The sequence below is a fragment of the Streptomyces sp. NPDC087300 genome (assembly GCF_044744425.1).
GTDB lineage: Bacteria > Actinomycetota > Actinomycetes > Streptomycetales > Streptomycetaceae > Streptomyces.
The window spans coordinates 16,564-40,986 of the sequence record NZ_JBIUYI010000018.1; the positions used below are offsets into that span (position 1 = coordinate 16,564).

The 24,423-nt window shown below is 69.8% G+C and carries 13 protein-coding genes and 2 pseudogenes; 5 read left to right on the forward strand and 10 right to left on the reverse strand.

All coding sequences use genetic code 11. The features are described from left to right. Positions 1 to 165: 165 nt before the first annotated feature. A pseudogene (locus ACIO9J_RS41670) lies at positions 166 to 942 on the forward strand (IS5 family transposase); the annotation flags it as partial. Positions 943 to 1,048: 106 nt separating this feature from the next. Here ACIO9J_RS41670 and ACIO9J_RS41675 read toward each other — a convergent pair. Next, positions 1,049 to 1,591, reverse strand: coding sequence for a hypothetical protein (locus ACIO9J_RS41675; RefSeq protein WP_402010747.1), 543 nt, complete (start codon positions 1,589 to 1,591; stop codon positions 1,049 to 1,051). A 158-nt stretch (positions 1,592 to 1,749) separates the two neighbouring features. Between ACIO9J_RS41675 and ACIO9J_RS41680 the strand changes: the two genes are divergently transcribed. The 3 genes from ACIO9J_RS41680 (at position 1,750) to ACIO9J_RS41690 (ending at position 5,517) form a co-directional block, all read left to right on the forward strand. Then, complete coding sequence (locus ACIO9J_RS41680) at positions 1,750 to 2,982, forward strand: sensor histidine kinase (RefSeq protein WP_402010748.1); 1,233 nt, start codon at positions 1,750 to 1,752, stop codon at positions 2,980 to 2,982. Further along, positions 2,979 to 3,674: a response regulator gene (locus ACIO9J_RS41685; RefSeq protein ID WP_402010750.1), complete on the forward strand. Its 696-nt coding sequence runs from the start codon at positions 2,979 to 2,981 to the stop codon at positions 3,672 to 3,674. The genes ACIO9J_RS41680 and ACIO9J_RS41685 overlap by 4 nt, the downstream gene beginning before the upstream one ends. Before the next feature lie 235 nt (positions 3,675 to 3,909). Further along, complete coding sequence (locus ACIO9J_RS41690; RefSeq protein ID WP_402010752.1) at positions 3,910 to 5,517, forward strand: ISL3 family transposase; 1,608 nt, start codon at positions 3,910 to 3,912, stop codon at positions 5,515 to 5,517. A gap of 36 nt (positions 5,518 to 5,553) precedes the next feature. On the opposite strand, the gene ACIO9J_RS41695 is transcribed toward ACIO9J_RS41690, so the two are convergent. The 5 genes from ACIO9J_RS41695 to ACIO9J_RS41715 form a co-directional block, all read right to left on the reverse strand. Beyond that, on the reverse strand, positions 5,554 to 5,775 hold the full coding sequence (locus ACIO9J_RS41695) for a DEAD/DEAH box helicase family protein (RefSeq protein WP_402010754.1): 222 nt from the start codon (positions 5,773 to 5,775) through the stop codon (positions 5,554 to 5,556). 537 nt (positions 5,776 to 6,312) lie between these two features. Next, positions 6,313 to 7,530: a cytochrome P450 gene (locus tag ACIO9J_RS41700; protein WP_402010755.1), complete on the reverse strand. Its 1,218-nt coding sequence runs from the start codon at positions 7,528 to 7,530 to the stop codon at positions 6,313 to 6,315. Further along, a complete protein-coding gene (locus tag ACIO9J_RS41705; protein ID WP_402010757.1) occupies positions 7,527 to 8,720 on the reverse strand; it encodes an MAB_1171c family putative transporter in 1,194 nt (397 codons plus the stop codon). The genes ACIO9J_RS41700 and ACIO9J_RS41705 overlap by 4 nt, the downstream gene beginning before the upstream one ends. Then, positions 8,713 to 9,288 carry a hypothetical protein gene (locus ACIO9J_RS41710; protein WP_402010759.1) on the reverse strand — a complete coding sequence of 192 codons (576 nt, stop codon included), beginning with the start codon at positions 9,286 to 9,288 and terminating at the stop codon, positions 8,713 to 8,715. The genes ACIO9J_RS41705 and ACIO9J_RS41710 overlap by 8 nt, the downstream gene beginning before the upstream one ends. Further along, positions 9,282 to 9,812: a helix-turn-helix domain-containing protein gene (locus tag ACIO9J_RS41715; protein WP_402010761.1), complete on the reverse strand. Its 531-nt coding sequence runs from the start codon at positions 9,810 to 9,812 to the stop codon at positions 9,282 to 9,284. Before ACIO9J_RS41715 ends, ACIO9J_RS41710 begins: the two co-directional genes overlap by 7 nt. 1,377 nt (positions 9,813 to 11,189) lie before the next feature. Between ACIO9J_RS41715 and ACIO9J_RS41720 the strand changes: the two genes are divergently transcribed. Continuing rightward, complete coding sequence (locus tag ACIO9J_RS41720) at positions 11,190 to 13,994, forward strand: LuxR C-terminal-related transcriptional regulator (protein ID WP_402010763.1); 2,805 nt, start codon at positions 11,190 to 11,192, stop codon at positions 13,992 to 13,994. Here ACIO9J_RS41720 and ACIO9J_RS41725 read toward each other — a convergent pair. The 4 genes and pseudogenes from ACIO9J_RS41725 to ACIO9J_RS41740 form a co-directional block, all read right to left on the reverse strand. Beyond that, positions 13,976 to 14,671, reverse strand: a complete 696-nt coding sequence (locus ACIO9J_RS41725) for an O-methyltransferase (RefSeq protein ID WP_402010765.1) — start codon at positions 14,669 to 14,671, stop codon at positions 13,976 to 13,978. The two genes, ACIO9J_RS41720 and ACIO9J_RS41725, sit on opposite strands and share 19 nt — an antisense overlap. Positions 14,672 to 14,705: 34 nt before the next feature. After that, entirely contained in the window at positions 14,706 to 15,464 is a 759-nt protein-coding gene (locus ACIO9J_RS41730; RefSeq protein ID WP_402010766.1) for a thioesterase II family protein, read from the reverse strand. Beyond that, on the reverse strand, positions 15,461 to 18,703 hold the full coding sequence (locus tag ACIO9J_RS41735; protein WP_402010768.1) for a type I polyketide synthase: 3,243 nt from the start codon (positions 18,701 to 18,703) through the stop codon (positions 15,461 to 15,463). The genes ACIO9J_RS41730 and ACIO9J_RS41735 overlap by 4 nt, the downstream gene beginning before the upstream one ends. Positions 18,704 to 18,743: 40 nt before the next feature. Beyond that, positions 18,744 to 24,392 (reverse strand): annotated as a pseudogene (locus ACIO9J_RS41740) (SDR family NAD(P)-dependent oxidoreductase); the annotation flags it as partial. Between the last annotated feature and the right edge of the window lie 31 nt (positions 24,393 to 24,423).

The window sequence follows — 24,423 nt, forward strand, 5'->3', positions numbered from 1 at the left end:
GAGACGTCGCACACCTCCCTCAACAGCACGGGAGCCCTGCCTGTTGCGCACCCTGACCACACATCGCCCCGTCACCCGATCAGTGGCCACGCTGAAAACGCTCAATGTTTCTAACAAAAGCTGTTGATCATGTGACTGTTGGCATCTTCGCTCGTTGGCCTGGTTGTGGCGAAGCACCAGTCGCGGCCGTGGATCGTGTCGGATGAACTGTGGTCGTTGTTCGAGCCGTTGCTGCCGAAGCCGGGTCCGAAGCTGGTGGAGGGCAGACCTCGGGTCCCGGACCGGCAGGCCCTGCGCGGGATCCTCTTCGTCCTGTACACCGGCATCCAGTGGGAGTACCTGCCCCCAGGAAGTGGGCTTCGGCTCGGGCATGACTTGCTGGCGGCGTCTGGCCGCCTGGAACGAGGCCGGTGTCTGGGACCAACTGCACGTCGTCCTGCTGGAGAAGCTGCACTCGAACAACCAGCTCGACTGGTCGCGGGCGCTAATCGACTCCTCGCACGTCCGGGCCGCCCGCTGGGGCCCCAAAGCGGCCCCAGCCCGGTCGACCGCGCACGGCCGGGCAGCAAGCACCACCTCGTCACCGACGGCCAGGGCATCCCCCTCGCCATCACGCTGACCAGCGGCAACCGCAACGGCATCACCCAACTGCTGCCCCTGCTCGACAAGATCCCGGCCGTCGCCGGCCGGGTGGGCAGACCGCGCCGGCGCCCCGACGCGCTGCTGGCCGACCGCGGCTACGACCACGACATCTACCGGCGCCTGCTCTGGCAACGCAGAATCCGACCCGTGATCACACGCCGGGGCGAGCCGCACGGCACCGGCCTGGGTATATTCCGCTAAGTCGTCGAGCGCACCATCGCCTGGTTGCACGGTTTCCGCCGCCTACGCATCCGCTGGGAACGACGCGACGACATCCACGAAGCCTTCCTCGGGCTCGCCGTCTGCCCGATCACAACCGCCACGCCCAGCGGCTCTGTTAGCGCCTTTAAGGACGACGGCAGCCTTTTGCCCCGTCATATGTGTACGGGGCTTCCAATTCAGGTTCTCAGGGCTGCCCGGAGGCGCGCACCTTCAGCGCTCCCGAGCGGGTGAGCAGCGCGGCGATCGCCATGAACACCAGCCCGTTGGTGACGATCGAGGCGATGTCCTGAGGCGAGGCGCCGTGCCGGAAGAAGAAGCGGCCCAGCTCGGACTCGTACCAGTAGGTGGCGCCGATGGAGAACACCGAGCGGGCGACAATCAGGCCGATCCAAAGCGCCGCGTAGCTGCGGCCAGCCCGGGCGACGACCTGGCCGTCCGGCTCCCGGAAAACCTGGATCTGGCTGACGGCGACCAGCCCGAACAGCACACCGGCCGCGAGGCCGCAGATCTCGACGGCCAGGCCGATCCCGTTGTCGAAGAAGGTGTGGACGAACACGGGGACGATGATCACCGCGACGATCAGCGGGCGGAGCAGGCGTCCGCGGCTCACCGCCTTGGTGCCGAGGTCGGCGTGCAGGGTCGTGAGCAGCACGACGACGTTGATGAGAAGAGCGCTCTGCAAGGTGGACATGGTTTCCGCCGATAGGTGAAGGGGGTTCTTGTCCACACAGCGTCGGACCTGTGCCACGGCCCGGGCGTCGGCCGAGGAGCCGAGGAGGGTGGAGCGCGGATCTCTCCACCCTTCTCCACCCTTCTCCACCCTCCTCCACCTGCCGGCGGGCCCCGGCCCGGCTGCGGGGCAGAGGCGCATGCCAAGCTGAAACCATGGTCATTACCAACGAGGGCAAGCCGTCGTCGGCGCACCCCGTGCCACCGCGACCGATCCTGCCGCGTGCTGACCTCTGGCAGCATGCGCTGCCCCGGATGCTCGGGTTGGCTCTGGTGCTGGTCGGCCTGCCGTTCTCGGACGGGCTTGTCTGGTCCGCCACCACCTGGGCGCTGGTGGTGCTGATGAGCGGCGCCTGGGCTCTGTGGTGCGCGGCCGGCTTCCGCGTGGGATCTCCGGTGCCCGAGGCGTTGGCAGTGCCGATCCTGGGCGTCGCAATGATCAGCGGGAACCTCCTGGTCACCCTCGAACCCGAGGCCATGCTGGCCACGGCAATCGTCGGCATGGCGGCGGTGTCGTCCGGAGTGTTCCTGTCCACGCTGGTCAGCGCGGCCGTGCTGGCGGCCGGCGTCCTGGCGCTGGCGATCGGCGGGATCGTGGCCGGCTTCCCCGGGCAGGCATGGGCGCGCGTCGCCGCCTGGATCGCCGCCCTGCTGGCTTGCCAGCTCGCCGGCGCGACCCGGCGCAGCATCGGGACGCAGCACGCGCAGGCGGAGGAACTGCTGCTGCAGACCCGGCGTGTGCACGAGGAGGAGCAGCGGGCCGCGGCGCTGGCCGAGCGGACCCGGGTCGCCCGGGAGATCCACGACGTCCTGGCGCAGTCGCTGGGTGCCCTGGCGGTGCAGTTGGACGTGACCGACTCGCTACTCACCGCGGATCCGCCGCGCACCGAAGAGGCGGCGGAGCGGGTCCACAACGCCCGCCGGATCGCCGTCGACGGACTGAGCGAGACCCGCCGCGCGATCGCGGTCCTGCGGGCGGACACCCCGCCCCTGCCGGAGGCCCTCACCGCGCTGGTCCACGACCACCGCACCGCCTCCGGCGCGCCCGCGACCTTCACACCGGTCGGCACCCCGCGCGCTCTCGAACCGGACGTCGGGCTGGCGTTGTTGAGAGTCGCCCAGGAGTCCCTGGTGAACGCCGCCAAGCACGCCCGAGGACAGGAGCTGACCGCTACTTTGGACTACGAAGAGGACCAGGTGAGGCTGACCGTGCTGTCCGGGCCCACCGGCTCCGGTGGCATCGAGGCCGGCCCACGGCCCCGAGTAGCGGGGATGGACGGCGGCTACGGTCTGGCCGGCATGCGCGAGCGGTTGCTGCTGGTCGGCGGCGACCTGACGGCCGGCCCCACCCCGCAGGGGTGGCGCGTGCAGGCGGAGGTGCCCGCATGAGTACTCGGGTGGTGGTCGTCGACGATCAGCAGGTGGTCCGCGAAGGCCTGATGACCCTGCTGGACATGATGGACGGCATCGACGTCGTCGCTGGGGGCGCGAACGGCGAGGAGGCCATCGCCCAGGTCGCCCAAACGCACCCGGACGCGGTGCTGATGGACCTGAGCATGCCGGGGATGGGCGGCGTGGAGGCCACCCGCCAGATCGTGACGGCGCACCCGGACGTGGCCGTCGTGGTGCTGACGACCATGGCGGACGATCAGCTGATTCTCGACGCCCTGCAGGCCGGCGCCCGCGCCTACCTGACCAAGGACGCCGGCAAGAGCGAGATCGTCCGCGCGATCGAGGCCGCGCTCGCCCGGCACACCACCTTGGACCCGATCGTCCAGGAGCGGCTGCTGGCCGCCGCCATGCGCGGCACCGGCCATACGACCGAACGGCAGCGGGCCAAACCGTCGCAGGACCTGCTGACCCCGCGCGAGTCCGACGTACTGCGGCTGCTCGCAAAAGGGTTGCCGAACGGCGCGATCGGCCGGCGCCTGCTGGTGGGAGAGGCCACCGTCAAGACCCACATCAACCACCTGTTCGCCAAGCTCCAGGTCCGCACCCGCGCGGAGGCCGTCGCCTGGGCCCATGCCCACGGTTTCGGACCCGGTGCGGACGGCGTGCGCTCTGGCCGGCCCGCCGGGTGAGCGGCGCGCCGGGCACGTAGCTGAGCACGGCCGTCCGGCCGCAGAGGGTGTGCAGCCGCCGAGGGCCTGCGTCGGTCAGCTCGCCGCGGGCTGCGTGGCGGAAGGCGATGGCGAGCTCGAGCAGGACCTGGATGGCGGTGAGTGTCGGCGTACACGTGAACGTGGCCCTGGCAAGATTTTCGTGACGCGGGCGGATGCCACCGTGCGCCGGTGACACCCCGTCACGGATGGCGGGATGGTCGGCGAGTGTGATGACCTCGTACGAACTGTGGCTCCGCACCTGGATGTGGTGCGGGTGGAACGGGTGTGGTCTGCGGGCGGCGTGGTCCGCATCGCTGCCCGTACCCGCGAGTTGACGGCGCCGTGCCCGGACTGCGGTCGCAGGACGACGCGCGTGCACAGTCGCTACTGCCGAACGCTCGCCGACGTCGCGGTCGGGGGCAGGCCGGTGGTGATCAGGCTGTCGGTGCGGCGGCTGTTCTGTGACGCCCCAGGCTGTGGTCGGCGGACTTTCGCCGAGCAGGTCGAGGGGCTGACGGTGCGCTATCAGCGGCGCAGTCCGCTGCTGCAGCACCTGGTGGAGATGGCCGGGGTGCTCCTGGCCGGCCGTGGAGACGCCCGGCTGCTGCAGATCCTGAAGGCGCCGCTGTCGCGGACGAGTGTGCTGTTCCATGTGATGCGCATGCCGCTCCCGCCGGCACCGACACCGCGGGTGCTGGGGGTGGACGACTTCGCGCTGTACGCGGACACCTACGGCACGCTGTTGGTGGACGCCGAGTCCCGGTTGCCGATCGAGTTGTGGCCCGGCCGCGATGCCGAACAGCTGGCCGCCTGGCTGCGGGCGCACCCCGGGGCCCGTGTGGTGTGCAGAGACGGCTCGCTGGTCTACCGGCAGGGCATCACCGAGGGGGCTCCGGACGCGGTGCAGGTCAGCGATCGTTTCCATTTGTGGCAGGGACTCTCCAAGCGGGTGTCGGACGTGGCCGCTGCCCACCGCGGGTGCCTGCCCGCCGCGGTTGTCGATCCTGAACCGGCGCCCGTGAACCCGGCGCTATCGCCGGAGCCGGCCAATACTCCGGCCAGGCGGCACGCGAAGCGGCTGTTCGAGGCGGTGCACGCGGCGGGCGGCACCGGCCGCTCACTCAGCGCCATGGCCCGCGAACTGGGCCTGAACCGGCGCACGGTGGCCAAGTACGCCCGCGCCACCACCTGGCAGGAATACGTCCGCCGCACCCCGCCACGGCGAACCACCAGCCTCGATCCCTACCTGGAGTACCTGCAGCAGCGCTGGGACGAGGGCGAGCACACCGCGAGCGTGCTGCACCAGGAGATCACCGCCAAGGGTTACTGCGGTCACTACCAGCGAGTGAAGATGGCCGTCGCCCCACTGCGCAGCGGCCTGCCGATCGACACGCCACGCGAGCGACCGCCCTCGCCCCGCCAGACCGCCCGCTGGATCACCACCGCACCATCACGCCGCAGTCTGCACGCCACCGAAGCACTCGGTCGGCTGCTCACGCACTGCCCGGAACTGGACCGCGCCCACGACCTCGTGCGTCAGTTCGCCGCGATGCTGGACACGCGTGACGCGACCGCGCTGTCCGACTGGATCGAGCAACTCGCTACGTCGCGCCTCCCGGCCCTGGCTGGTCTGGTCAAAGCCCTGCGCGAGGACCAACCCGCCATCGTGCAGGGCATCACCACCACGTTCAACTCGGGCGTCAACGAAGGCCGCATCTGTGACCTGAAGCTCCAGAAACGGATCATGGCTGGCCGCGCGGGAGTACCTCTGCTCCGCCACCGGGTGATCCTCATGGCCGTACTCCGCCGCCGCCATCCGTGACGGGGTGTCACCGGCGCACGGTGGTATCCGCCCGCGTCACGAAAATCTTGCCAGGGCCAGAAAAGTCCGTACGCCGACACTCGGCACCGCGATCAGGGTCTTGCCCGTCCCGCACGCAGAGTCGATGTGCCCGCGCGAGCCCGGGTTCTTCAGGTGCCGGGCCGCGCTGTCCACCGCCGCCTGCTGATCTGGGCGCAGCGTCCGGTGCGGGGCGGCCGGTGTCGTGTCGGTGGACGGGGTGGGGGTGGGGGTGGGCATCGCGGCAGAGAACCTCAGCGAGCAGGACGGATGGGGCGTGGCTTCAGGGTCTTCGATTCTCCCGTAGCCGGGCAGTCCACTGCTGGATCTCACGGATGCTCAATAGCACGTGGTTCAGACCCAGTTCGCCGTGTCATAGTGCTCGGTCGGCTCCCCGGTGATCTCCAGGAGCATCGATATCTGCTGCGCTCCCACCTGACCGCCTACGACCGCTTAGGCCTGCCGCAGGCGCCACGCCATCCACCGGCGCGACCAGTGCACTCCGTTGACCGTCATGCCGATGCGGGAATCGCATGGCGATCCCAGGACTACTGGCTGCGGCCTCTCTCCGAGGGCAAGGCCCGCCGAACGACCAGCAGGTGCCTGAAGCGATACGTCGCACTCGAGGTCCATCGGCTCATCGCCTCCATGCAGAACAGCCGGATACCACGCGGATCCAACCCAAATCGCAAGTTGACGTCCGTTGGGGCATCACTGAAGCAGGGCGGATCCGGGTCTGTACGGTCGATTTACAGACCCTCGGTTGCCCTCGGGTATTCAAGACTGAGTTGTGAGGGGCAGGTGTTTGAGGGCGTGGAAGCGGAAAGTGGTGCGCCAGGAGAGTTGTTCTGCGGGGATCGCGGGAGAGAGGTGGGGAAAGCGGTGGAGCAGGGTGGTCAGGGCGATGTCGACTTGGGCACGGGCCAGAGGGGCGCCGAGGCAGTAGTGCATGCCGTGGCCGAGGGCGAGGTGGGCGGTGTCTGCGCGGTGGATGTCGAAGCGGTCGGGGTCGGGGTAGCGGTCGGGGTCGCGGTGGGCGGCGGCCAGGCTGAGTAGGACGGTGTCGCCGGCCGGGATAGTGGTTCCGGCGAGAGTCAAGGGCTCGGTGGCGAAGCGGCGGATGGCTGTGTGGTTGGGATGGGCATAGCGCAGGAGTTCTTCGATGGTGTGAGGGAGGAGGCGGGGGGAGGCGCGCAGGGTGGCGAGCTGTTCTGGGTGGTTGAGGAGGGTGAGTAGGCCTGCGCTGATGAGGTGTTGGGTGTTTTCGCTGCCGGCCATGAGGATGAGGAAGGCGAGGGAGACGAGTTCGTCCTCGGTGAGTTTGTCGTCTTCGTCGCGGGCGGTGATGAGGGCGGAGAGCAGGTCGTCGCCGAGTGCGGCTCGGCGGTCGGTGACGAGGCGGGTGAAGAACTGGTGGATCTGCTGGATGGCTTCGGCGAGTTGCTGGCGGCTGGTGGGCTCGAGCATGTGGGTGACCCAGGTGGAGAAGGCCTTGCGATCGGCCTCGGGCACGTCGAGGAGGTCGCAAATGACCATCAGCGGAAGAGGGGCGGCGAATTCCGCAACCAGATCGGCTTCTTCCTGGGAGGTCAACTGGCGGGCCAGGGTGTCGGCTAGGCGGTCGGCGTAGGTCCGTATGCGTTCGCGTAGGGAGTCGACGTGCCGGGGAGTGAAGGCCTTCGAGACCAGGCGGCGCAGCCGCAGGTGATCGTCGCCGTCGAGGTTCAGCAGGTTCGCATCCAGGGCTTTGGGCAAGTCGAACCCTTTGTAGCCGGTGCTGGCGTGGGCTTTGTCGACGGACAGCCGCGGGTTGCTGAGTGAGGCCCGGACATCCCTCTCCCGCAGGATGAGCCAGACGGGAGAGCCGTCGGGGAGCGCGATGCGGTGGACGGGGGCTTGTTCGCGCAGGCGGCGGTAGGTGGTGTGCGGGTCGCTGAAGTGGGTGCTGTCGAACGGCCGGGGCAGGTCGTGGGCAGGAGCGGCGGGGGTGGTCACGCGAGGTCCTTCGGGTCGGGTGCAGCGTGTGCGAGCAGAGTTTGACTGGGCAGCGGGGGTGCGGGCTCGGTGTAGGCGCGGGTGAGGGCGCGTTGGAAGGCGAGTTCGGCGACCAGGCTTTCCGGCTCGGCCAGGCGGGGACTGTCCACGGGACTCACGGGTTTGATGCCTCGCTGCTTGGCGTGGAGCGCGGCGTGGAGGCCAGCGGCTTCGACGGCTGCGGCCAGCGCATCGCCAGTGAGTCCGGAGGCCTTCGCGGACCGATGGTCCTCGGCAGTGATGGCGGATTCCATCCAAGTACGCAGGGCCCATTGTGCGTCGCGGATCTCCACGATGCGCCGGTAGAGGCGGGTGCGTATATCGGCGCGCTCCAGGTCGAGGACGACGTCGGGGACCGCGGAGGTCAGGTCGCGGTGCAGGGGAGCGAGTATGCGGTGCGTACGGTATACGGCGAGCAGTTCCCGTGCCCGGTCGAGGTACTTGCCCCAGTCAGGCATGGTCCAGCCCACGGCCTTGACGAGGCCGTTGACCGTAACGGAGATGGGGGCGAGCCATTCCCAGGCATGTCCGCTGGTGCCGAACTGGCCGGCGAGGATGTCTGCCGCGCGGCATCCCGCGTAGATGAGGTCGCACGGCAGTCCCATGGCAACGATCCGTAGGCCGCGGCGCAGCCACGGACTGGGAGCGGCCGCGGAGTAGCGCCAGCACAGGATGCAGAGATCGATCTCGCTGCAGAGGTAGGCGGCCAGATACACTGTCAGATAGACGGGATAGTACTGGGCCTGGCTCTCCGCGAAGGTGGTGGGCGCTTCCTGCGGGCTGGTCGTGGTGGCGAAGAGCACCACCATCGCCACCAGTGCGGCACCAATACCGATCATCCGGGGCACGGCCTTGCGCCGTAGGGTGCCGCCGCGCTCGTAGGCGAAATGGAGCAGGATGAGTTGCTGGCTTGCGGTCAGCAGAATGACGCAGCCCTGGGCAAACAGCCCGGAGAAGTTGACGATCCCGGCCCACTGGCTGGTAGCCACCCACACCACAGGCGTGGATGCCGTGAAGATCAGGACGGGGAAGAAGAAGTTGGCGGCCAGGATCCACTGGACCGGTGAACGGTCGGTCCGCAGGATGCGCAACTTGTAGATGAGCGCGATCAGGTTCAACCCCGCGACGGCAGGATAGAGAATGCTATTCATGTCTCATTCGCGAAGTCGGGGCCTCCAGCGCCGCGAGGCGGGCGACCAGCTCCCGGGCCTCAGGCGGAACGGCCGTAAAGGGCTGGGTAGCCCAGGAACTGATGCGTCGCCCGATGAGGGAGCCCACATACTCGGCTTCCTTTTCGGCCTCCGTCCGTGAGTGTTCCCGGCCTAAAGTGCGCCGGATCATTTCCGGATCCAGGGAGGGCAGCAACAGCTGGGATGCCTCCGGTGACATGATGGGCGCCGCCTCGTGCTGACAGAGCACATGACCGAACTCGTGCAGGATGACCTGCTGTTGATGTATCGGAGCGAGGCGCTGCTCGAAGACCACGAAGTCCTCGTCCTCGGCGGATACCCACAGCCCGTCAGGGCTTCCGAAAGGCAGCGCAAAGGGGACCAGCCGGATCGGGCGTCCGGACCTCTGGCTGAGGCGCTCACACACCTCGTTGATGGTGAGCTGGTCCGTTACCGGGAGCCCTAGAGACTGCACCTGTGCCGCGCACCGCTGGTGGAAGCTGTCCGGCTTGGATGTGGAGTCTGCACGACGCCAGCGCATGATCAGCACTGGGGTTCGCCGGAGCAGCCCTGTCCCGATGACGGATCCGGCGGCAAGTTCCCCAGGGCATTGCGAGCCTTCGCTGCGGAATCGATGATCCCCGCCAGCAGTTGAGCGACCTGATCGGCTGGAGGTCCGGCGGGGCCGGAGGGCTCGGATGTGTGCGCCGCACGCAGTGCGACACTGCGGACGTTTCGGCGGCGCAGTTCCTTGACTGTGTCCAGTTCCCTTTTCACCTGCTGAAAGACCTGTTCGTCCAGGAAGTAGGCGGGGCGTCGGATACCGAGGCTGTGTGCGACTTTCAGCAGAGTCTCGATGGTGAGGTTGGCCCCTTCCGGTGACTCTGCCGACACCAGAGTCCGTTTGGACAGCCCTGCACGCTCGGCCAACTCCCCTAGAGTGAAGGGTCCTTCGGGATGCTGTTGCCGCAGATACCTCAGGCGCTCGGCAATCTCAGCTTTGGTCGCCTGCACTTGATCGGCAATGGCCTGTTCGGGGCGCTCATTGGCGTCCTGTGGCTTGTTCACATCCACCTCCGGCGCAACATACTGCACTAGAGGCGCACCATGTTGCAACGGCGAAAGGGGCGGCATATCGTCCTCGGGAGTCGGCCCGAAAGAGGTAGTGGCATGTTGCGTCAGCAGCGAACAGGCCTTGATCATAAGGCGCTTGGGCGGACAGGTACACCGCCACTCCTTGCAAGAGCGGTGTGCCACCGGGCAGATTATGCCGTCTGCCGCAGCAACATGCCGGTGTCAGAGTCTGGCCCGCCCTCACCTTCTAGGGGGACACGGTGTCAGCCCCCGGAGACTGGGATGCCCTAGAACCTCGTGGCGGTCTCCGTCCGGGGTTCCCTGAAGCCACTCAGAAGACCGGAATTGCCAGGATCGCCTCGGCACGGATGCTGCTGCGCCTGTGCCGTTCGGCGATGACTGATCGCCACCCCTGACCGACATGCCGCTCCGAGGACGGTGTCGCAGCGGAGGCCACCTTTGCGTCGTATCTCGTCAGGAAGCCTCACGCACACGCACCTCGCGGCCCGACTCCAGTCGCCGCGAGTTGGACACATGCCCGTGCCCCCCACTAATGAGCCTGGAAGAGAGGTCCTGGTGACCATGTGCGCCCGCTCTCGCGCCCCGTAGACATGCGGAAGGCCGCTCCTACTACCAACAGGAACGGCCTCTTTCGCGATCGACTCGCCCAACCTGAAATGTACGAGTCGTGAGCAGCGGGGTGACCTCGGCTGCGGAGGTGAAACCACCCGAGGGTCCGTGTGGCCACCTGCCCACAGGATAGGCGGATCTCTCTGGAACTCCAGAGCGCGGCCCTTTTTTGTACGTCTTCCGCCCTGGTTACATCGCGCTACTCACGGCTCCCCACTCGGGGGAGATCACCCGATGTACGCCCACCGTCGCCGCTCGTACGCGGCAGCGGACACGCTCTGCCGCCTCTTGATGGGCTGCAGAGGGTCCACCACCAGTGTCTTATCCGCCGCCCAGGGCGTCCTTGGGTTTGACATGCAACTCGTCTTTCTACGCCCCGTCGCGGGCCAGTTTGCCGCTTCCGGCTACGCGAAGCCGGAGGCCCGGGCATGACCGTGAAACACGTCGCGATGGCGCTAGAGGCCGACGGCCTTGGCAGCGTGGGAAAGCTCCTGCTTGTCGCCTACTGCAACCGCACGGACAACCACGGATACTGCTGGCCGGGTCAAAACCGCCTCGCCGCCAAGCATCTGATCAAGTCAATTCGTCGGCTGGATCCGTGTACCGACGACCCCATCACGAACCTCACGCGCGTCAACGTTCCGCTTCTCTCCTCACCGGACAGGAGCCCACGAAGCTCCCCACTAAGTCAATCCCATGCTGTCCAGCCGCTCCACTTCGCGAGCCGCTTAACGGGGGTCAGAATTTATGGATTTAGTAGAACGCGAAAAAGAGTTTCGAATAATTAACGAGCTCATCGGTGCTCTGGGCGAGAAAAAGGGGGGGCTGCTGATTATTGATGGGTTTGTGGCGAGCGGCAGGACCAGCTTGCTGCAATCAACTGTAGACCAGGCAGACAATTCCGACATCATCGCTCTCACGGCCGCCGCTTCGGCACTTGAGAGAGAAATACCGCTGGGGCTGCTCGGACAGTTGATGAACGATGTTCCATTGGCTCTCGCTCCCCGTGCACCGGAGGCGATTTCCCGTCTCCGCAGGTACCAGGGATCGCCAGCGGACCAGTCAGACGACAAAGCGAGCTTCTTGACGGACCTGCTGACGGAGATCTACGCGATCTTCATTGGCCTCATGGACAGGTCCGCGATACTCGTGGCCGTCGACGACCTGCACCACAGCGACGCCCTGTCCCTGTCGTTCCTGTTGCGACTGGCCCGCGGGACACTGCGCCGCCCCGCACTGCTCGTGTTCAGCCAACAGTCCGCCTGCATCCGCGGCCACCAGCTCTTCCAGACCGAACTGCGCCGGCTTCCCCACTGCCACCACGTGCACTTGGCTCCGCTCTCCCCTCCCGGGGTTGGCCGGGTACTGGCGCGCCATCTCGACCCGGAGCACGCGCTGCGGGTCGCGCCGACCCACCACGAACTGAGCGGGGGAAGTCCGCTGTTGGTACAGGCGCTGCTGGAGGACCAGAAAGGCGTGGCCGCCCACGCCAGAGTGAACGAGCTGCTGCCGGCCGGATACCTGGGCCCTGGCGACAGCTACCGGCAGGCGATAACAGCCTGTCTGCAGAGGGGAAGCGCCGAGGCGGCCAGCCTGGCCCATGCGCTGGCGGTCCTGCACGAGACGGGCTCCGAATGGCTGGCCGACCGGCTGCTGGACCTGAGTCAGGAATCGGTGGTCCGGCTGTGCCACGTCCTGATCGGCAGCGGACTGCTGAGTGAAACCGGTTTTCGGCACCCAGCGGTGCGCGAAGCCGTTCTGGAGCACATACCGCCGTCGACGTACCGGACCCTGCACCTGCGGACGGCTCACTTGCTGCACGGTTACGGCATAGCGCCGGCAGCCGTGGCCACGCATCTGCTTGCCGCAGGGCAGGCCCCCGAGGCATGGTCCGCTTCCATTCTGCGGAAGGCCGCCGAACAGGTGCTCGGCGAGGACCGCACGGATCTCGCGCAGAATTTCCTGGAGCTCGCGCAGCGCGAGACCACCGACCCGGACGAATACGTGGCGGTCACACTGCAGCTCGCCAGAACGGTCTGGCGCCGCAGTCCCGACGCCGCGCTGCGGCACATCAAGAGCATGACCGACATCGATCCGGGGCAACTCGACGCCCGGCAAGCGATCCAGATGATCAAGGGACTGCTGCGGCATGGAATGTTCCGTGAGGCCCAGGCGATGCTGAGGCGGTTCGGTGAACGGGCCGCCCTGCCGTCCGACGAGGCCTCCGGCGACCTGCGGTCGTTCTGGCTCTGGCTCGCCTGCTCGTACCCGGCCCTGACGCAGCGCTTCGCCGAACGGGCCAAGGTGGACGAGGCCGCCCTGCCCCAGGAGGTGCAGACCACCGATGCGTTGCTCCAGGCCACGACGTTCCTGCACACCGTGTTGTTGGGAAGCCCCGCGGAACAGGACGTCACCTGGATCGAGCAGGCGCTCCAACTGCTGCGGTTGAGCGACGAGACGCTCGAACCACTCGGCACCGCGCTCACGGCCCTCATCTACGCGGATCGCGCACACGCCGCAGCACGGTGGTGCACCCGTCTGCTGGCCGAAGCGCACAAGCGAAGGGTGACCGCGTGGATCGGCGTGTTGTCTTCGATCATGGCCGAGATCTCGCTGCGCACAGGCGATCTGCAGGACGCGGAGGAGCACGCCCAGCTCGCCCTGTCCTGCATCTCGGCCGAGGGCTGGGGAGTGGCTGTCGGTCCGCCCCAGGCCGCCAGGCTGGCGGCGGCCACCGCCAGGGGCGACCTCACCACCGCGCACGAGATCGTCACCAAGCCCATGCCTCAGAGCATCTTCCACACCCGTGGAGGTCTCCACTACCAGCAGGCGCGCGGCCATTTCCACCTGGCTCTCGACCATCCGCAGGCAGCGTTGCGGGAGTTCGAGTCATGCGGCACACGGATGAGGGAATGGGGCTTGGACCGTCCCTCACTGGCAGCCTGGCGCACCGACGCCGCCCAGGCGCTGCTGAGGCTGAACCGGCCGGACGAGGCACGGCAACTGGCCGAGGAACAACTCGCCCTGCTCGGTCCGTCCCATCCGCGCACCTACGGCATGACCCTGCGCACGCTGGCCGCCACGTACCGGACCGAGCGCCGTGCGCACTTGCTGGAGCAGTCCCTGCGGAGCCTGGAAGAGGCCCGTGACAGGCTGGAGCTGGCCCGGGCGCTGGCCGACCTGGCCAAGGCGCGCGGTGAACTGGGCGACCACGCGGGCGCTTCGGACGCCATGGCACGGGCCCGGCAGGAGGCCGGGAAGTGCCGGGCCGAGCCATTGGTGCGTGTTCTCCAGGCCGACGGCTCCCCCGGCGTTCCCGACCAGCGGCGGCGACTGGCCCCCGCGCACCTGCCCGTGCACCGCTTCTCCGCGCTCAGTGAGTCGGAGCGGCGAGTGGCCCGTCTCGTGGCCAAGGGGCTGACCAATCGCGAAGCGGCGATGCAGCTGTTCGTCACGGTCAGTACGGTGGAGCAGCACTTGACGAACATCTACCGCAAGCTGCGGGTCAGCCGACGCGGTGAACTCCGCTCGATCTACTCAGCCATGAGGTGAGGTAAGGCCGCACGCTCCCGCTTACGCGCCAGGGTGATGCCGTCCGCCATGACCAGCATGCTGATGTCCACCCGTTCGTCCTGGTGGAGCAACTCGTTGAGTCGGCGGACGGCCGCTGTGTCCAGGTCCTGTACGGAGGGATCGGTCACGCGACCGAAGAACAGGGTGTTGTCCAGGACGACCAGTCCGCCGTCCCTGAGCAGGGCCAGGGCGGACTCGTAGTAGTGCACGTAGTTGCCCTTGTCTCCGTCGACGAAGACGAGATCGAAGGCGCCGTCGCCGTGTTCGTCCCGGAGCTCTCGCAACGTCGAGGACGCGTCACCGACCCGGGCGTCGATGCGGTCGGCCACCTGGGCCCGTTCCCAGTAGGGCGTGGCGATCTCGATCCACTTCGGGTTGAGCTCACAGGTCACGAGCCGCCCGGCCGCCGGAAGTGCCCTGGCCATGCACAGCGTGCTGTATCCGGTGAAGGTGCCGATCTCCAGGACGGACGTGGCGCCGATCAGCCGGGCCAGCAGGCCGAGGAGCTGGCCCTCTTCGGCCATCACCTGGAGGGAGGGGCCGCCGGGGAGCCGTGCGGTGAGGTCGCGCAGGTCGGTGAGAACAGGGTCGTCCCGCAGTGAGGTGTCGCGGGCGTAGGCGAGCAGGTCGGGAGTGAATTCGGTCTGGCTGGCCATGGTGGTGGTCCGTTCCGTCGCGCGGTGGGCGGCTTCAGAGTGCGTGGGTGGGAGAGCCGATGAGTTCGGACAGGGTCGCGAAGAACTCCTCCCGGAGGGTGTCCAGATAGAAGTGGCCACCGTCGAAGAGCCGCAGTGAGAAGGGGCCTTCGGTGACCGCCTCCCAGCCGCGTGCGTCAGCCACGGGCACCTTCGGGTCCGCGGTGCCGGTCAGAGCGGTGACCGGGCAGGACAGCAGCGGCTCGGGGTGGTGCCGGTAGGCGCGCAGGGCCGCGTAGTCGCCGCGCAGCGGCGCGAGGAACATGTGCAGCACCTCGGGATCGGCGAGGAGCAGGGGGTCCGTGCCGCCGAGCAGCTCCAGCTCCGCGATCAGGGAGTCGTCGGTCATCTCGCGCAGCGGGCTGTGGTGCTGCCGGGCGGGAGAGCGTTGTCCGGACACGATCAGCCGGCGGGGCTCGTCCGAGGCCGTCTTGAGCACCCGGGCCAGTTCATAGGCGACGGTGGCCCCCATGCTGTGCCCGAACAGGGACAGCGGACGGTCGTTCCAGGGTTCCAGCTCCGTGGCGATCCGCTCGGCCATGGTGACGATCCCGTCCCCGCAGGGCGTGTCCTGGCGGTCCTGGCGGCCGGGGTACTGCACGGCGAGCACCTCCACGCCCAGTCGTGCGGCGAACACCTGCGACAGCGCGAAGTACGCGCCGGCGGAACCGCCCGCGTGGGGGCAGCACAGCAGCCGGGCCGCCGGGTCGGGCAGGGGGTGGAAGCGACGGATCCAGCTGTCGGCCGCGGTCACCTGCTCGCCTCCTCGTCCAGGAAGCGTGCGATCTCCGTGACGACCGGGTGGTCGTACACCAGGGTGGGCGGCAGTTCGAGCCCCAGGGCCTCCCCCAGCCTGTTGCGCAGTTCGACCGCCATCAGGGACGTCATGCCGAGCTCCAGCAGATCGGCGTCGGCGTCCAGTGCCCGCGGTGCGTCGTATCCCAGGACGTCGGCCGCGACGTCGGTGCTCAGTTCCAGCAGGGCGCGTCGGCGTTCCTCGCCCGTGAGCGCGGCAAGGGGTGTGTCAGCAGCCGGTTCCTGCGCATGCGGTGGGGCGGGCGGCGCGCTGTCGTCGTACCGGCCGAGTGCCGCAACCACGTCCTTCAGCGACGCGTCGGCGGACAGTCCCAGCAGCTCCGCGGCGCTTTCCGCGCCGTGGTCGCAGGCCTGTCGCCAGAAGCGTGCTCCTGGGTGCGCGGCGTCCGCCCCCGGTGCGGAGGCGGTGGCTTCCAGCCAGTACGGGTGCCTTTGGAAGGCGTACGTCGGGAGCTCCGCCCGGGGCGCCGGGTGGTCCGCGAAGAGCGGAGTCCAGTCGACGTGGGTGCCGCGCACGTGCAGCGTGGCCAGGGCTGTGACCAGGGACGTGGGTTCGGGCCTGTCGCGGCGGACGAGCGGCACGGCCGTGGGGGCGTTCGGCAGGCCCGTCAGACAGCCGGGCAGCATCGACGACAGCACGCTGTCCGGGCCCAGTTCGACGAAGGTCCGTACGCCCGCCTCTGCCAGCCAGCGCATTCCGTCCGCGAAGCGCACGGGGCGACGTGCGTGCTCCACCCAGTATGCGGGGTCGGTGATCTCGGCGGCGGAGGCGGCGCGGCCCGTGAGGTTGGAGACGACGGGGATGGTGGGCGGGTGGTAGGTGATGCGCTCGGCGGCGGCGCGGAACGCGTCGAGCACGGGGTCCATGTGCGGGGAGTGGAACGCGTTGCTGGTGCGGAGGAGTTTCGTCCGTCGGCCCTTGGCGGCGGCTTGGCGCCCGATGTCCGCCACGGCTTCGGCGTCGCCGGAGACGACGACGGCTTCCGGGCCGTTGACCGCGGCTATCGCCACTCGGTCCGTCCGCCCGGCGAGCAGCGGCAGCACTTCCTCCTCTGCCGCCTGCACCGCGAGCATGGCGCCGTCGGAGGGGAGTTGTTGCATCAGCCGCCCTCGGGCGGCGACCAGTGCGGCCGCGTCCTCCAGCGTCCACACGCCCGCCACGTGCGCGGCCACGAGCTCGCCGATCGAGTGCCCGGTGACGAATCCGGGGTGGACGCCGAACCGTTCCAGCAGCCGATGGAGGGCGACCTCCAGAGCGAAGAGGGCCGGCTGGGTGTAGGCGGTCCGGTCCAGCTGGGCCGCCGCTTCGGTACCGGGCTCGGCCAGCAGTACGTCTCGGAGCGGAGTGTCCAGGTACGGGTCGAAGTGGGCGCAGACGGAGTCCAGTTCGGCGGCGAACTCCGGGAAGGCGCGGCTCAGGTTCTGGCCCGCTCCGGGGCGCTGGGAGCCCTGCCCGGAGAACATCAGCGCGAGTCCGCCCCGCACGGCCGCTTCCCCTCGGACCAGGGCCGGCCCGCTCTCGCCCGCGGCAAGGCGTTCGAGTCCTGCCAGCAGGCCCGGCTTGTCATCGGCGAGGATCACCGCACGCTGTTTGAACAGGGTACGGTCCGTGTTCAGCGCGGCTGCCAGGGCGGTCAGGTCGGTGTCCGGGTGGTCGAGCAGCCAGTGGTGGAGCCGGGCGCCCTGGTCGCGTAGTGCGGCGGGTGTCGTGGCGGACAGGGGCCAGCCGAGTGCGCTCCCCCGGGGCTCGTCCGGGACCGCGGGGGCGGACGGGTCCGGGGTGTATTCGACGATGACGTGTGCGTTGGTGCCGCTCACGCCGAAGGAGGAGACGCCCGCTCGGCACGGGCGGTCCGTCCGCGGCCACGCGGTCGCCTCGGTGAGGAGCCGCACGGTTCCCGCGGACCAGTCGATGTGGGGGTTGGGCTTCTCGGCGTGCAGCGTCTTCGGCAGGACTCCGTGCCGCATGGCCTGCACCATCTTGATGATTCCCCCGACGCCGGCGGCGGCCTGGGTGTGCCCGAGGTTGGACTTGAGGGAGCCCAGGTACAGCGGCCGGTCCGGCTCCCGGTCCTGGCCGTGGACGGCGATGATCGCCTGGGCCTCGATCGGATCGCCGAGCGTAGTGCCCGTGCCGTGCGCCTCGATCGCGTCGATGTCCCGCGCCCGAAGTCCGGCGTCCGCGAGGGCCTTCCGGATGACCCGCTCCTGGGAGGGGCCGTTGGGTGCGGTCAGGCCGCTGCTCGCACCGTCCTGGTTGATCGCGCTGCCACGGACGGTGGCCAGCACGGGGTGGCCGTTGCGGCGTGCGTCGGAGAGCCGCTCGACCAATAGCAGTCCCGCGCCCTCGCCCCACCCTGTGCCGTCCGCGTCGGCGGAGAACGCCTTGCAGCGCCCGTCGGGCGCCAACCCGCGCTGTCGGCTGAACTCGATGAACGGGCCGGGCGTGGACATCACCGTCACGCCCCCGGCCAGTGCCATCGAGCACTCACCGCGGCGCAGCGCCCGGACGGCCAGGTGCAGCGCCACCAGCGAGGAGGAGCAGGCCGTGTCGACCGTCACGGCCGGTCCTTCGAGCCCCAGGGTGTAGGCGACGCGTCCCGAGGCCACGCTGGGCGCGCTTCCGTTGCCGAGGAACCCCTCGAACCCCGCGGGAGCGGGCTGGAGGCGGGAGGCGTAGTCGTTGTACATGACGCCCACGTACGTCCCGATGTCCGTGCCGCGCACACTGCCCGGGGTGATCCCCGCACGCTCGAACGCCTCCCAGGCGCACTCCAGCAACAACCGCTGCTGCGGGTCGACCGTCAGCGCCTCGCGGGGCGAGATGCCAAAGAATTCCGCGTCGAAGAGGGTGGCCTCGGAGAGGAATCCGCCCTCCTTGCTTGAGCACTTGCCCAGCGCGTCGGGGTCGGTATCGTACAGGTTCTCCAGGTCCCAGCCGCGGTCGGTCGGGAAGCCACCGATCGCGTCCCCGCCGCGGGCCACCAGCTCCCACAGTCCTTCGGGGGAGCGCACCCCTCCCGGGTAGACGCACGCCATGCCGACGATCGCGACAGGTTCGTGATCCCGCTCCCGCAGCGTTCGCAGTTGGAGGCGGGTCTCACGCAGGTCGGTGGTGGCCCGGCGGAGGTAGTCGAGGAGCTGTCCGTCCCCGCCCGCCCGTACCTCGTCGTTCATCCAGTACCCCTCAAGTCCTTCGTTCCGTCGCCGCGCCGTCTCATGAGTTGTCGAACACTTCGTCGAGTACGGCGAAGAGTTCCTGTGCCGTCGCGTTCTCCACGTCGACATCGGCCCGCGCGGGCGGCTCCTGCCGGCCATGCGGTGCCTCCACCCGGCGCAGCAGGGCTCGTAGCCCGTCGGTGACCGTCCTGCGGTCCTCCTCCTGCAAGGGGTCTGCCAGCAGGGCCTCCAGTGAGTTCAGGTCGCTTCGCACCCGGGCAAGGGCGTTGCTCTGCGCCGGTTCGGTTTCCTTGGACAGTTGCCTGAACAGGTGGTCGGTCAACGCCGCGGGGCTGGGGTGGTCGAAGATGACGGTGGCCGGGAGCCGCAGGCCGGTCAGGCGGGTGAGTCTGGTACGCAGCTCCATGGCGGTGAGCGAGTCGAACCCCAGGTCCAGGAAGCCGCGTTCGTTGTCGATCGCCTCGGCGCTGCCGTGGCCGAGCACGGCAGCGGCGGTGGAGCCGACGGTCTCGGACAGTTCGGAGGCGAGTTGCGGTCCGGCCAGTCGTGCAAGCCGCGCGCGGCGGGCCTCCGGGTCCGCCGGTTCCCCGGCGCCGGAGCCCGGGGTGTCGGGCACTCCGGCGAGGTCGCGCAGTACCGCGGGGACCGGATGTGTGCGGGCCCTGGCGCGCAGCGCCGTGATGTTCAGCCGCATCGGGGCCAGCAGTGCGCTGTGCGGCCCGGATCCGGGTTCGCCGCCCGTGGCCAGCGCCGCGTCGAGGAGCGCGAGGCCCTGTTCGGCCGAGAGGGGGAGCAGTCCCGCGGCCCTGATGCGCCGGCGGTCGGACTCGCCCAGTTGACCGGACATGCCTTCTTCCTGGTCCCACCAGCCCCAGGCCAGGGACACGGCGGGCAGGCCTGCGGCACGGCGGTGAGCGGCCAGCGCGTCGACGGCGGCGTTGGCGGCGGCGTAGTTGCCCTGACCGACGCTGCCCAGGAGTCCTGCGGCCGATGAGAACAGTACGAACGCCGAGAGGTCCAGTTCGCGCGTCGCTTCGTGCAGGTGCCAGGCGCCGTCCGCTTTGGCTCCGAGCACCGCGTCGAGGTCTGCCGCGGTGAGTGAGCTGAGCACGGCGTCGGCGACCGTTCCCGCGGTGTGCACGACGGTGCGCAAGGGGCGTTCGGCCGGGAGCGAGGCGAGCAGGCGGTCCACCGCCGTCCGGTCCGCGATGTCGCAGGACTCCAGAGTGACGCGGGCGCCGAGGCCGGTGAGTTCGGTCCGCAGCTCTTGTGCCCCGGGGGCGGCCGGGCCCCGGCGGCTGACGAGGACCAGGTCACGTATGCCGTGCCGGGTCACCAGGTGACGGGCGACCTGCGCGCCGAGCGCGCCGGTGCCGCCCGTGACCAGGGCCGTACCGAGGGGGTCGACGACGGGCTCGGCGCAAGAGGCTGTGGTGCTGGCCCTGGACAGCCTCGGTACGAGGAAGGTATCGCCCCGCAGGGCGAGTTGGGGCTCGCCCGAGGCGAGGGCGGCCGCCATGAGGCCCGCCAGGTCCGTGGGGGCGTCCGTGTCCAGGTCGATCAGGACGAAGCGGCCGGGGTGTTCGGACTGCGCCGACCTCAGCAGGCCCCACACCGCCGCGTCTGCCGGGTCGGGCGGGCCGTCGGCGGCCGTCGCCACCGTGGCGGACCGGGTGAGCACCACCGTCCGGCAGGCACCGAGACGTTCGTCGGCCAGGTGCGTCTGGACGGTCTCCAGCGCAGGGTGCAGCCTCTGGCGCAGGGCCGTGCTCGGTGGGGCGTTCCCTGTCGGGGGCGGTGGCACCACCACAACGGCCGGGGCCGGTTCGCCCGCGTCGAGTGCCGCGATCAGTGCGGCGCTGTCCCGGTGGACCGCTGGTGCGCAGGCGGCGAGGTGCTTCTGCCACACGGCGAGGCCCGCTTCCTCCCCCGCCGAGGTGTCCAGCAGGGCCCAGGATCCAGACGTGGGGGTGACCGAACCGGTGGAGAGCGGCCGCCAGTCGAGGTGGAGCAGGTCTCCTGCGAACGCCTGGCCGGAGCCGACGAGGCGGCCGGGCGAGACCGGGCGCAGCACGAGTGCGTCGGCCGAGCCCACCGGCGCTCCCGAGGCGTCCGCGAGCTCGATGGCGACGGCGTCGTCGCCCGCGGGTCGGAAACGTCCGCGAAGTGTCGTGGCGCCCGGTCGCTGCCAGGAGAGGCCGGCCCAGGAGAACGGCAGGCCGTAGCGCCGCCGTTCGCCGTCCGCACCGGTCTTCGCGAGAGCGCCGAGGGCGACCGGGCGCAGCAGGGCGTCCAGCAAGGCGGGGTGCACGATGTAGGGGGCGGCGGACTCCTGTGCTTTTTCGGGCAGCGCCGCCTCGGCGAACAGTTCGTCGCCGCGCCGCCAGGCCGCCCGCAGTCCCAGGAAGGCCGGGCCGTAGGTGAAGCCGGTCTCGTCCAGGCCGTCGAGCAGTTCATCCAGGTCGACCGGCATCGCGTCCTCCGGCGGCCAGGTTTCGGCGGTCCAGCCGAAGTCTCCGGTGGCGTCCGGCACGCCGGTCGTGAGCACGCCGGTGGCGTACGGGGTCCACGGGCTTTCGCCGTCCGATCCCGGCCGGGCGTGCAGGGTGAAGGCGCGATCCGGGTCGGTGGTGTCCGCTGCCGGGCCCACCGCGAGCTGGACGTGCAGTTCGTCGTCCTCGGGAACGGTCAGCGGTGCCTGCGAGGTGAGTTCGGCGAGCTTGTCCAGGCCCAGTTCCCGGCCGGCGACCGCCAGCAGTTCGGCGACCGCGGTCCCCGGCACCACGACGGTTCCCTGGACCGTGTGGTCGGCCAGCCACGGCTGGCGCCGCGGGGACAGTACGGCGGTGCCCACCCACCCGCCGCCGTCGGCCAGCCCGAGCGCGACGCTCAGCAGCGGTGAGCACACCTCGTTGAGGCCGGCGGCGGGAACGGCGGCCGCGGGCGCGTCCGCCAGCCAGAATCGCTGGTGCCGGAACGCGTAGGTCGGCAGCGGCGTGCGCCGGGCGCCGGTGCCAGCGAGGGCGGCGGCCCAGTCCACCGGCGCGCCGTGCGCGTACAGCTCGCCCATCGCCCTCAGCAGCCCGCGGACCTCGGACGTGTCCCGGCGGGCCACCGGCACGACCGGGTCATCGGCGCTCTCGGGCAGGCACTGCCGGGCCATGGGGGTGAGAACGGCGTCGGGCCCGACTTCCACGAATCTCGTGACCTGGGTCTCGTGCATCGCGGCCACGGTCTGTGCGAACCGGACCGGCTGACGCACGTGTCGCACCCAGTACTCGGCCGAACAGAGGTCCGCGGGGTCCGCGACCCGGCCGGTCAGGCCGGATATGACGGGAAGGGCGGGCGGACGGTACGTGATGCCTTCGGCCACCGCGCGGAAGGCGTCCAGCATGGGGTCCATGTGCGGGGAGTGGAATGCGTGGCTGACGCGCAGCACGGTCGCTTTCCTGCCGCTCTCGCGCCACTGCTCGGCCAGCTTCAGGACCGGGGCGCGGTCTCCTGCGACGACGGTGGTGAGGGGACCGTTCAGCGCGGCGATCGCCATCTGGTGTTCGAGGCCCCGCAGCAGCGGTGCCACCTCGTCCGCGGAGGCCTGGAGCGCGACCATGGCGCCGCCAGCGGGCAGTTCCCACATCAGCCGACCGCGGGCGGCCACCAGCGCGGCGGCGTCGGCCAACGACAGGACGCCGGCCACGGTCACCGCGGCCAGTTCGCCGATCGAGTGCCCGGCCACCACGTCCGGACGCACGCCCAGGGACTCCAGGAGGCGAAACAGCGCCACTTCGAAGGCGAACAGCGCGGGCTGGGTCCACTGCGTCTCGTCCAGTGCTGCCGCTTCGGAAGTGCCCTGCTCGGCGAACGCGATCTCTTTCAGAGGCCGGTCGAGGTGCGGATCCAGATGGCCGCACACCTCGTCCCACGCCGTGGCGAACGCCGGGAAGTGTGTGTACAGCTCTCTGCCCATGCCGGGGCGTTGGGCTCCCTGGCCCGTGAACAGGAAGGCGGTCTTCGCGCTTGGTCTGGCGACACCCTGGACGACGTCGCCGTTCGGCGTGCCGTCCGCCAGGGCCGCCAGGCCGCGGAGCAGGTCCTCGCCATCCGTGCCGACGACCACCGCACGGTGCGCCAGCGCCGCGCGGGTCGTCACCAGGGACAGGGCGACGTCCGCGGGCCGCACCTGGGGGCGCGTGGCCGTGAACCCGTGCAGTGCCAGTGCCTGGGCCCGCAGTCCCTCGGCACTGTGTCCCGACACCGTCCACGGCACGGCGGACAGCTCGGTGGCGGGAGCGGGTTCGGTCCGCTCGCCGTCCTGCGGCGGCTCTTCGACGATCACGTGGGCGTTGGTGCCGCTGATGCCGAAGGAGGACACAGCGGCGCGGCGCGGCTCTCCGGTCTCGGGCCAGTCCGTCTTCTCAGTGGCAAGCCGTACCGCGCCGGACTCCCAGTCCACGTGCGGTGACGGGGTCCGCGCGTGCAGGGTCGGCGGCACGGTGGCGCGGCGGACGGCTTCGACCATCTTGATGATGCCGCCCAGCCCTGAGGACGCCTGGGTGTGGGCGATGTTGGACTTGATGGAGCCGAGCAGCAGCGGGGGCCGCTGAGGCCCTCGCGTGCCGTAAGTGGCCAGCAGGGCCTGCGCCTCGATGGGGTCGCCCAACCGGGTGCCGGTGCCGTGTGCCTCCACGACGTCCACCTGGTCCACCGTGAGGTCCGCGGCGCGCAGGGCCTCGCGGATCACCCGCTGCTGGGCGAGCCCGCTGGGCGAGCTGAGCCCGTTGCTCGCGCCGTCCTGAGTGACGGCACTGCCGCGCACCACCGCGAGCACCTCGTGGCCGAGGCGGCGGGCGTCGCTCAGCCGTTCCAGGGCGAGGACGGCGACCCCCTCGCCCCAGCCGGTGCCGTCCGCGTCGGCGGAGAACGCCTTGCAGCGCCCGTCGGGCGCCAACCCGCGCTGTCGGCTGAACTCGACGAACGCCCCCGGGGTGGCCATCACGGCGGCGCCCGACGCGAGCGCCAGTGAGCACTCGCCCGCGCGTAGCGAGCGGGTCGCCAGGTGGAGGGCGACCAGGGAGGAGGAGCAGGCCGTGTCCACGGTGAGCGCCGGACCCTCCAGGCCGAGCACGTAGGAGACGCGGCCGGACATCACGGCGGGGGACCCGCCGGTCAGCAGATAGCCCGCCACCTGCTCGGGCACCTCCTCGTGCACCCGGGGCCCGTAGTCCAGGGCCCGGCCGCCGACGAACACGCCCGTGTCGCTGCCGCGCAGCGACAGCGGGTCGATGCCCGCGCGCTCGACCGCCTCCCAGGTGACCTCGAGGAGCAGTCGCTGCTGCGGATCCATGGCGAGCGCCTCGCGCGGCGAGATGCCGAAGAAGTCGGCGTCGAAGGCATCCGCGTCGGTCAGGAAGCCGCCTTCGCGCGCATAGCTGCGGCCGAGGCCGCCGTCGGGGTCGTACAGTTCCCCGGTGCGCCAGCCACGGTCTTCGGGGAACTCGGAGACCGCGTCCCTGCCTTGGACCACCAAGTCCCACAGTTCCTCCGGGCTGCCCACCCCGCCGGGGAACCGGCAGCCCATTCCGATGATCGCGATCGGTTCCCGGTCGGTTTCGGCCAGTTGGTGATTCTGCTGACGCAGCCGTTCATTGTCCCGCAACGCGCTGCGCAGCGCCTCGACGAGTTTCTCGGCGGATGGAGCCACGGCTTCGTCCTCGCTA

Excerpts from the sequence above, each read along its gene's own strand:
- ACIO9J_RS41680 (WP_402010748.1), top strand. The coding sequence starts at position 1,750 with ATGGTCATTACCAACGAGGGCAAGCCGTCGTCGGCGCACCCCGTGCCA.
- ACIO9J_RS41735 (WP_402010768.1), bottom strand. The coding sequence starts at position 18,703 with ATGAACGACGAGGTACGGGCGGGCGGGGACGGACAGCTCCTCGACTAC.
- ACIO9J_RS41695 (WP_402010754.1), bottom strand. The coding sequence starts at position 5,775 with ATGCCCACCCCCACCCCCACCCCGTCCACCGACACGACACCGGCCGCC.
- ACIO9J_RS41705 (WP_402010757.1), bottom strand. The coding sequence starts at position 8,720 with ATGAATAGCATTCTCTATCCTGCCGTCGCGGGGTTGAACCTGATCGCG.
- ACIO9J_RS41720 (WP_402010763.1), top strand. The coding sequence starts at position 11,190 with ATGGATTTAGTAGAACGCGAAAAAGAGTTTCGAATAATTAACGAGCTC.
- ACIO9J_RS41685 (WP_402010750.1), top strand. The coding sequence starts at position 2,979 with ATGAGTACTCGGGTGGTGGTCGTCGACGATCAGCAGGTGGTCCGCGAA.
- ACIO9J_RS41725 (WP_402010765.1), bottom strand. The coding sequence starts at position 14,671 with ATGGCCAGCCAGACCGAATTCACTCCCGACCTGCTCGCCTACGCCCGC.
- ACIO9J_RS41690 (WP_402010752.1), top strand. The coding sequence starts at position 3,910 with ATGGTCGGCGAGTGTGATGACCTCGTACGAACTGTGGCTCCGCACCTG.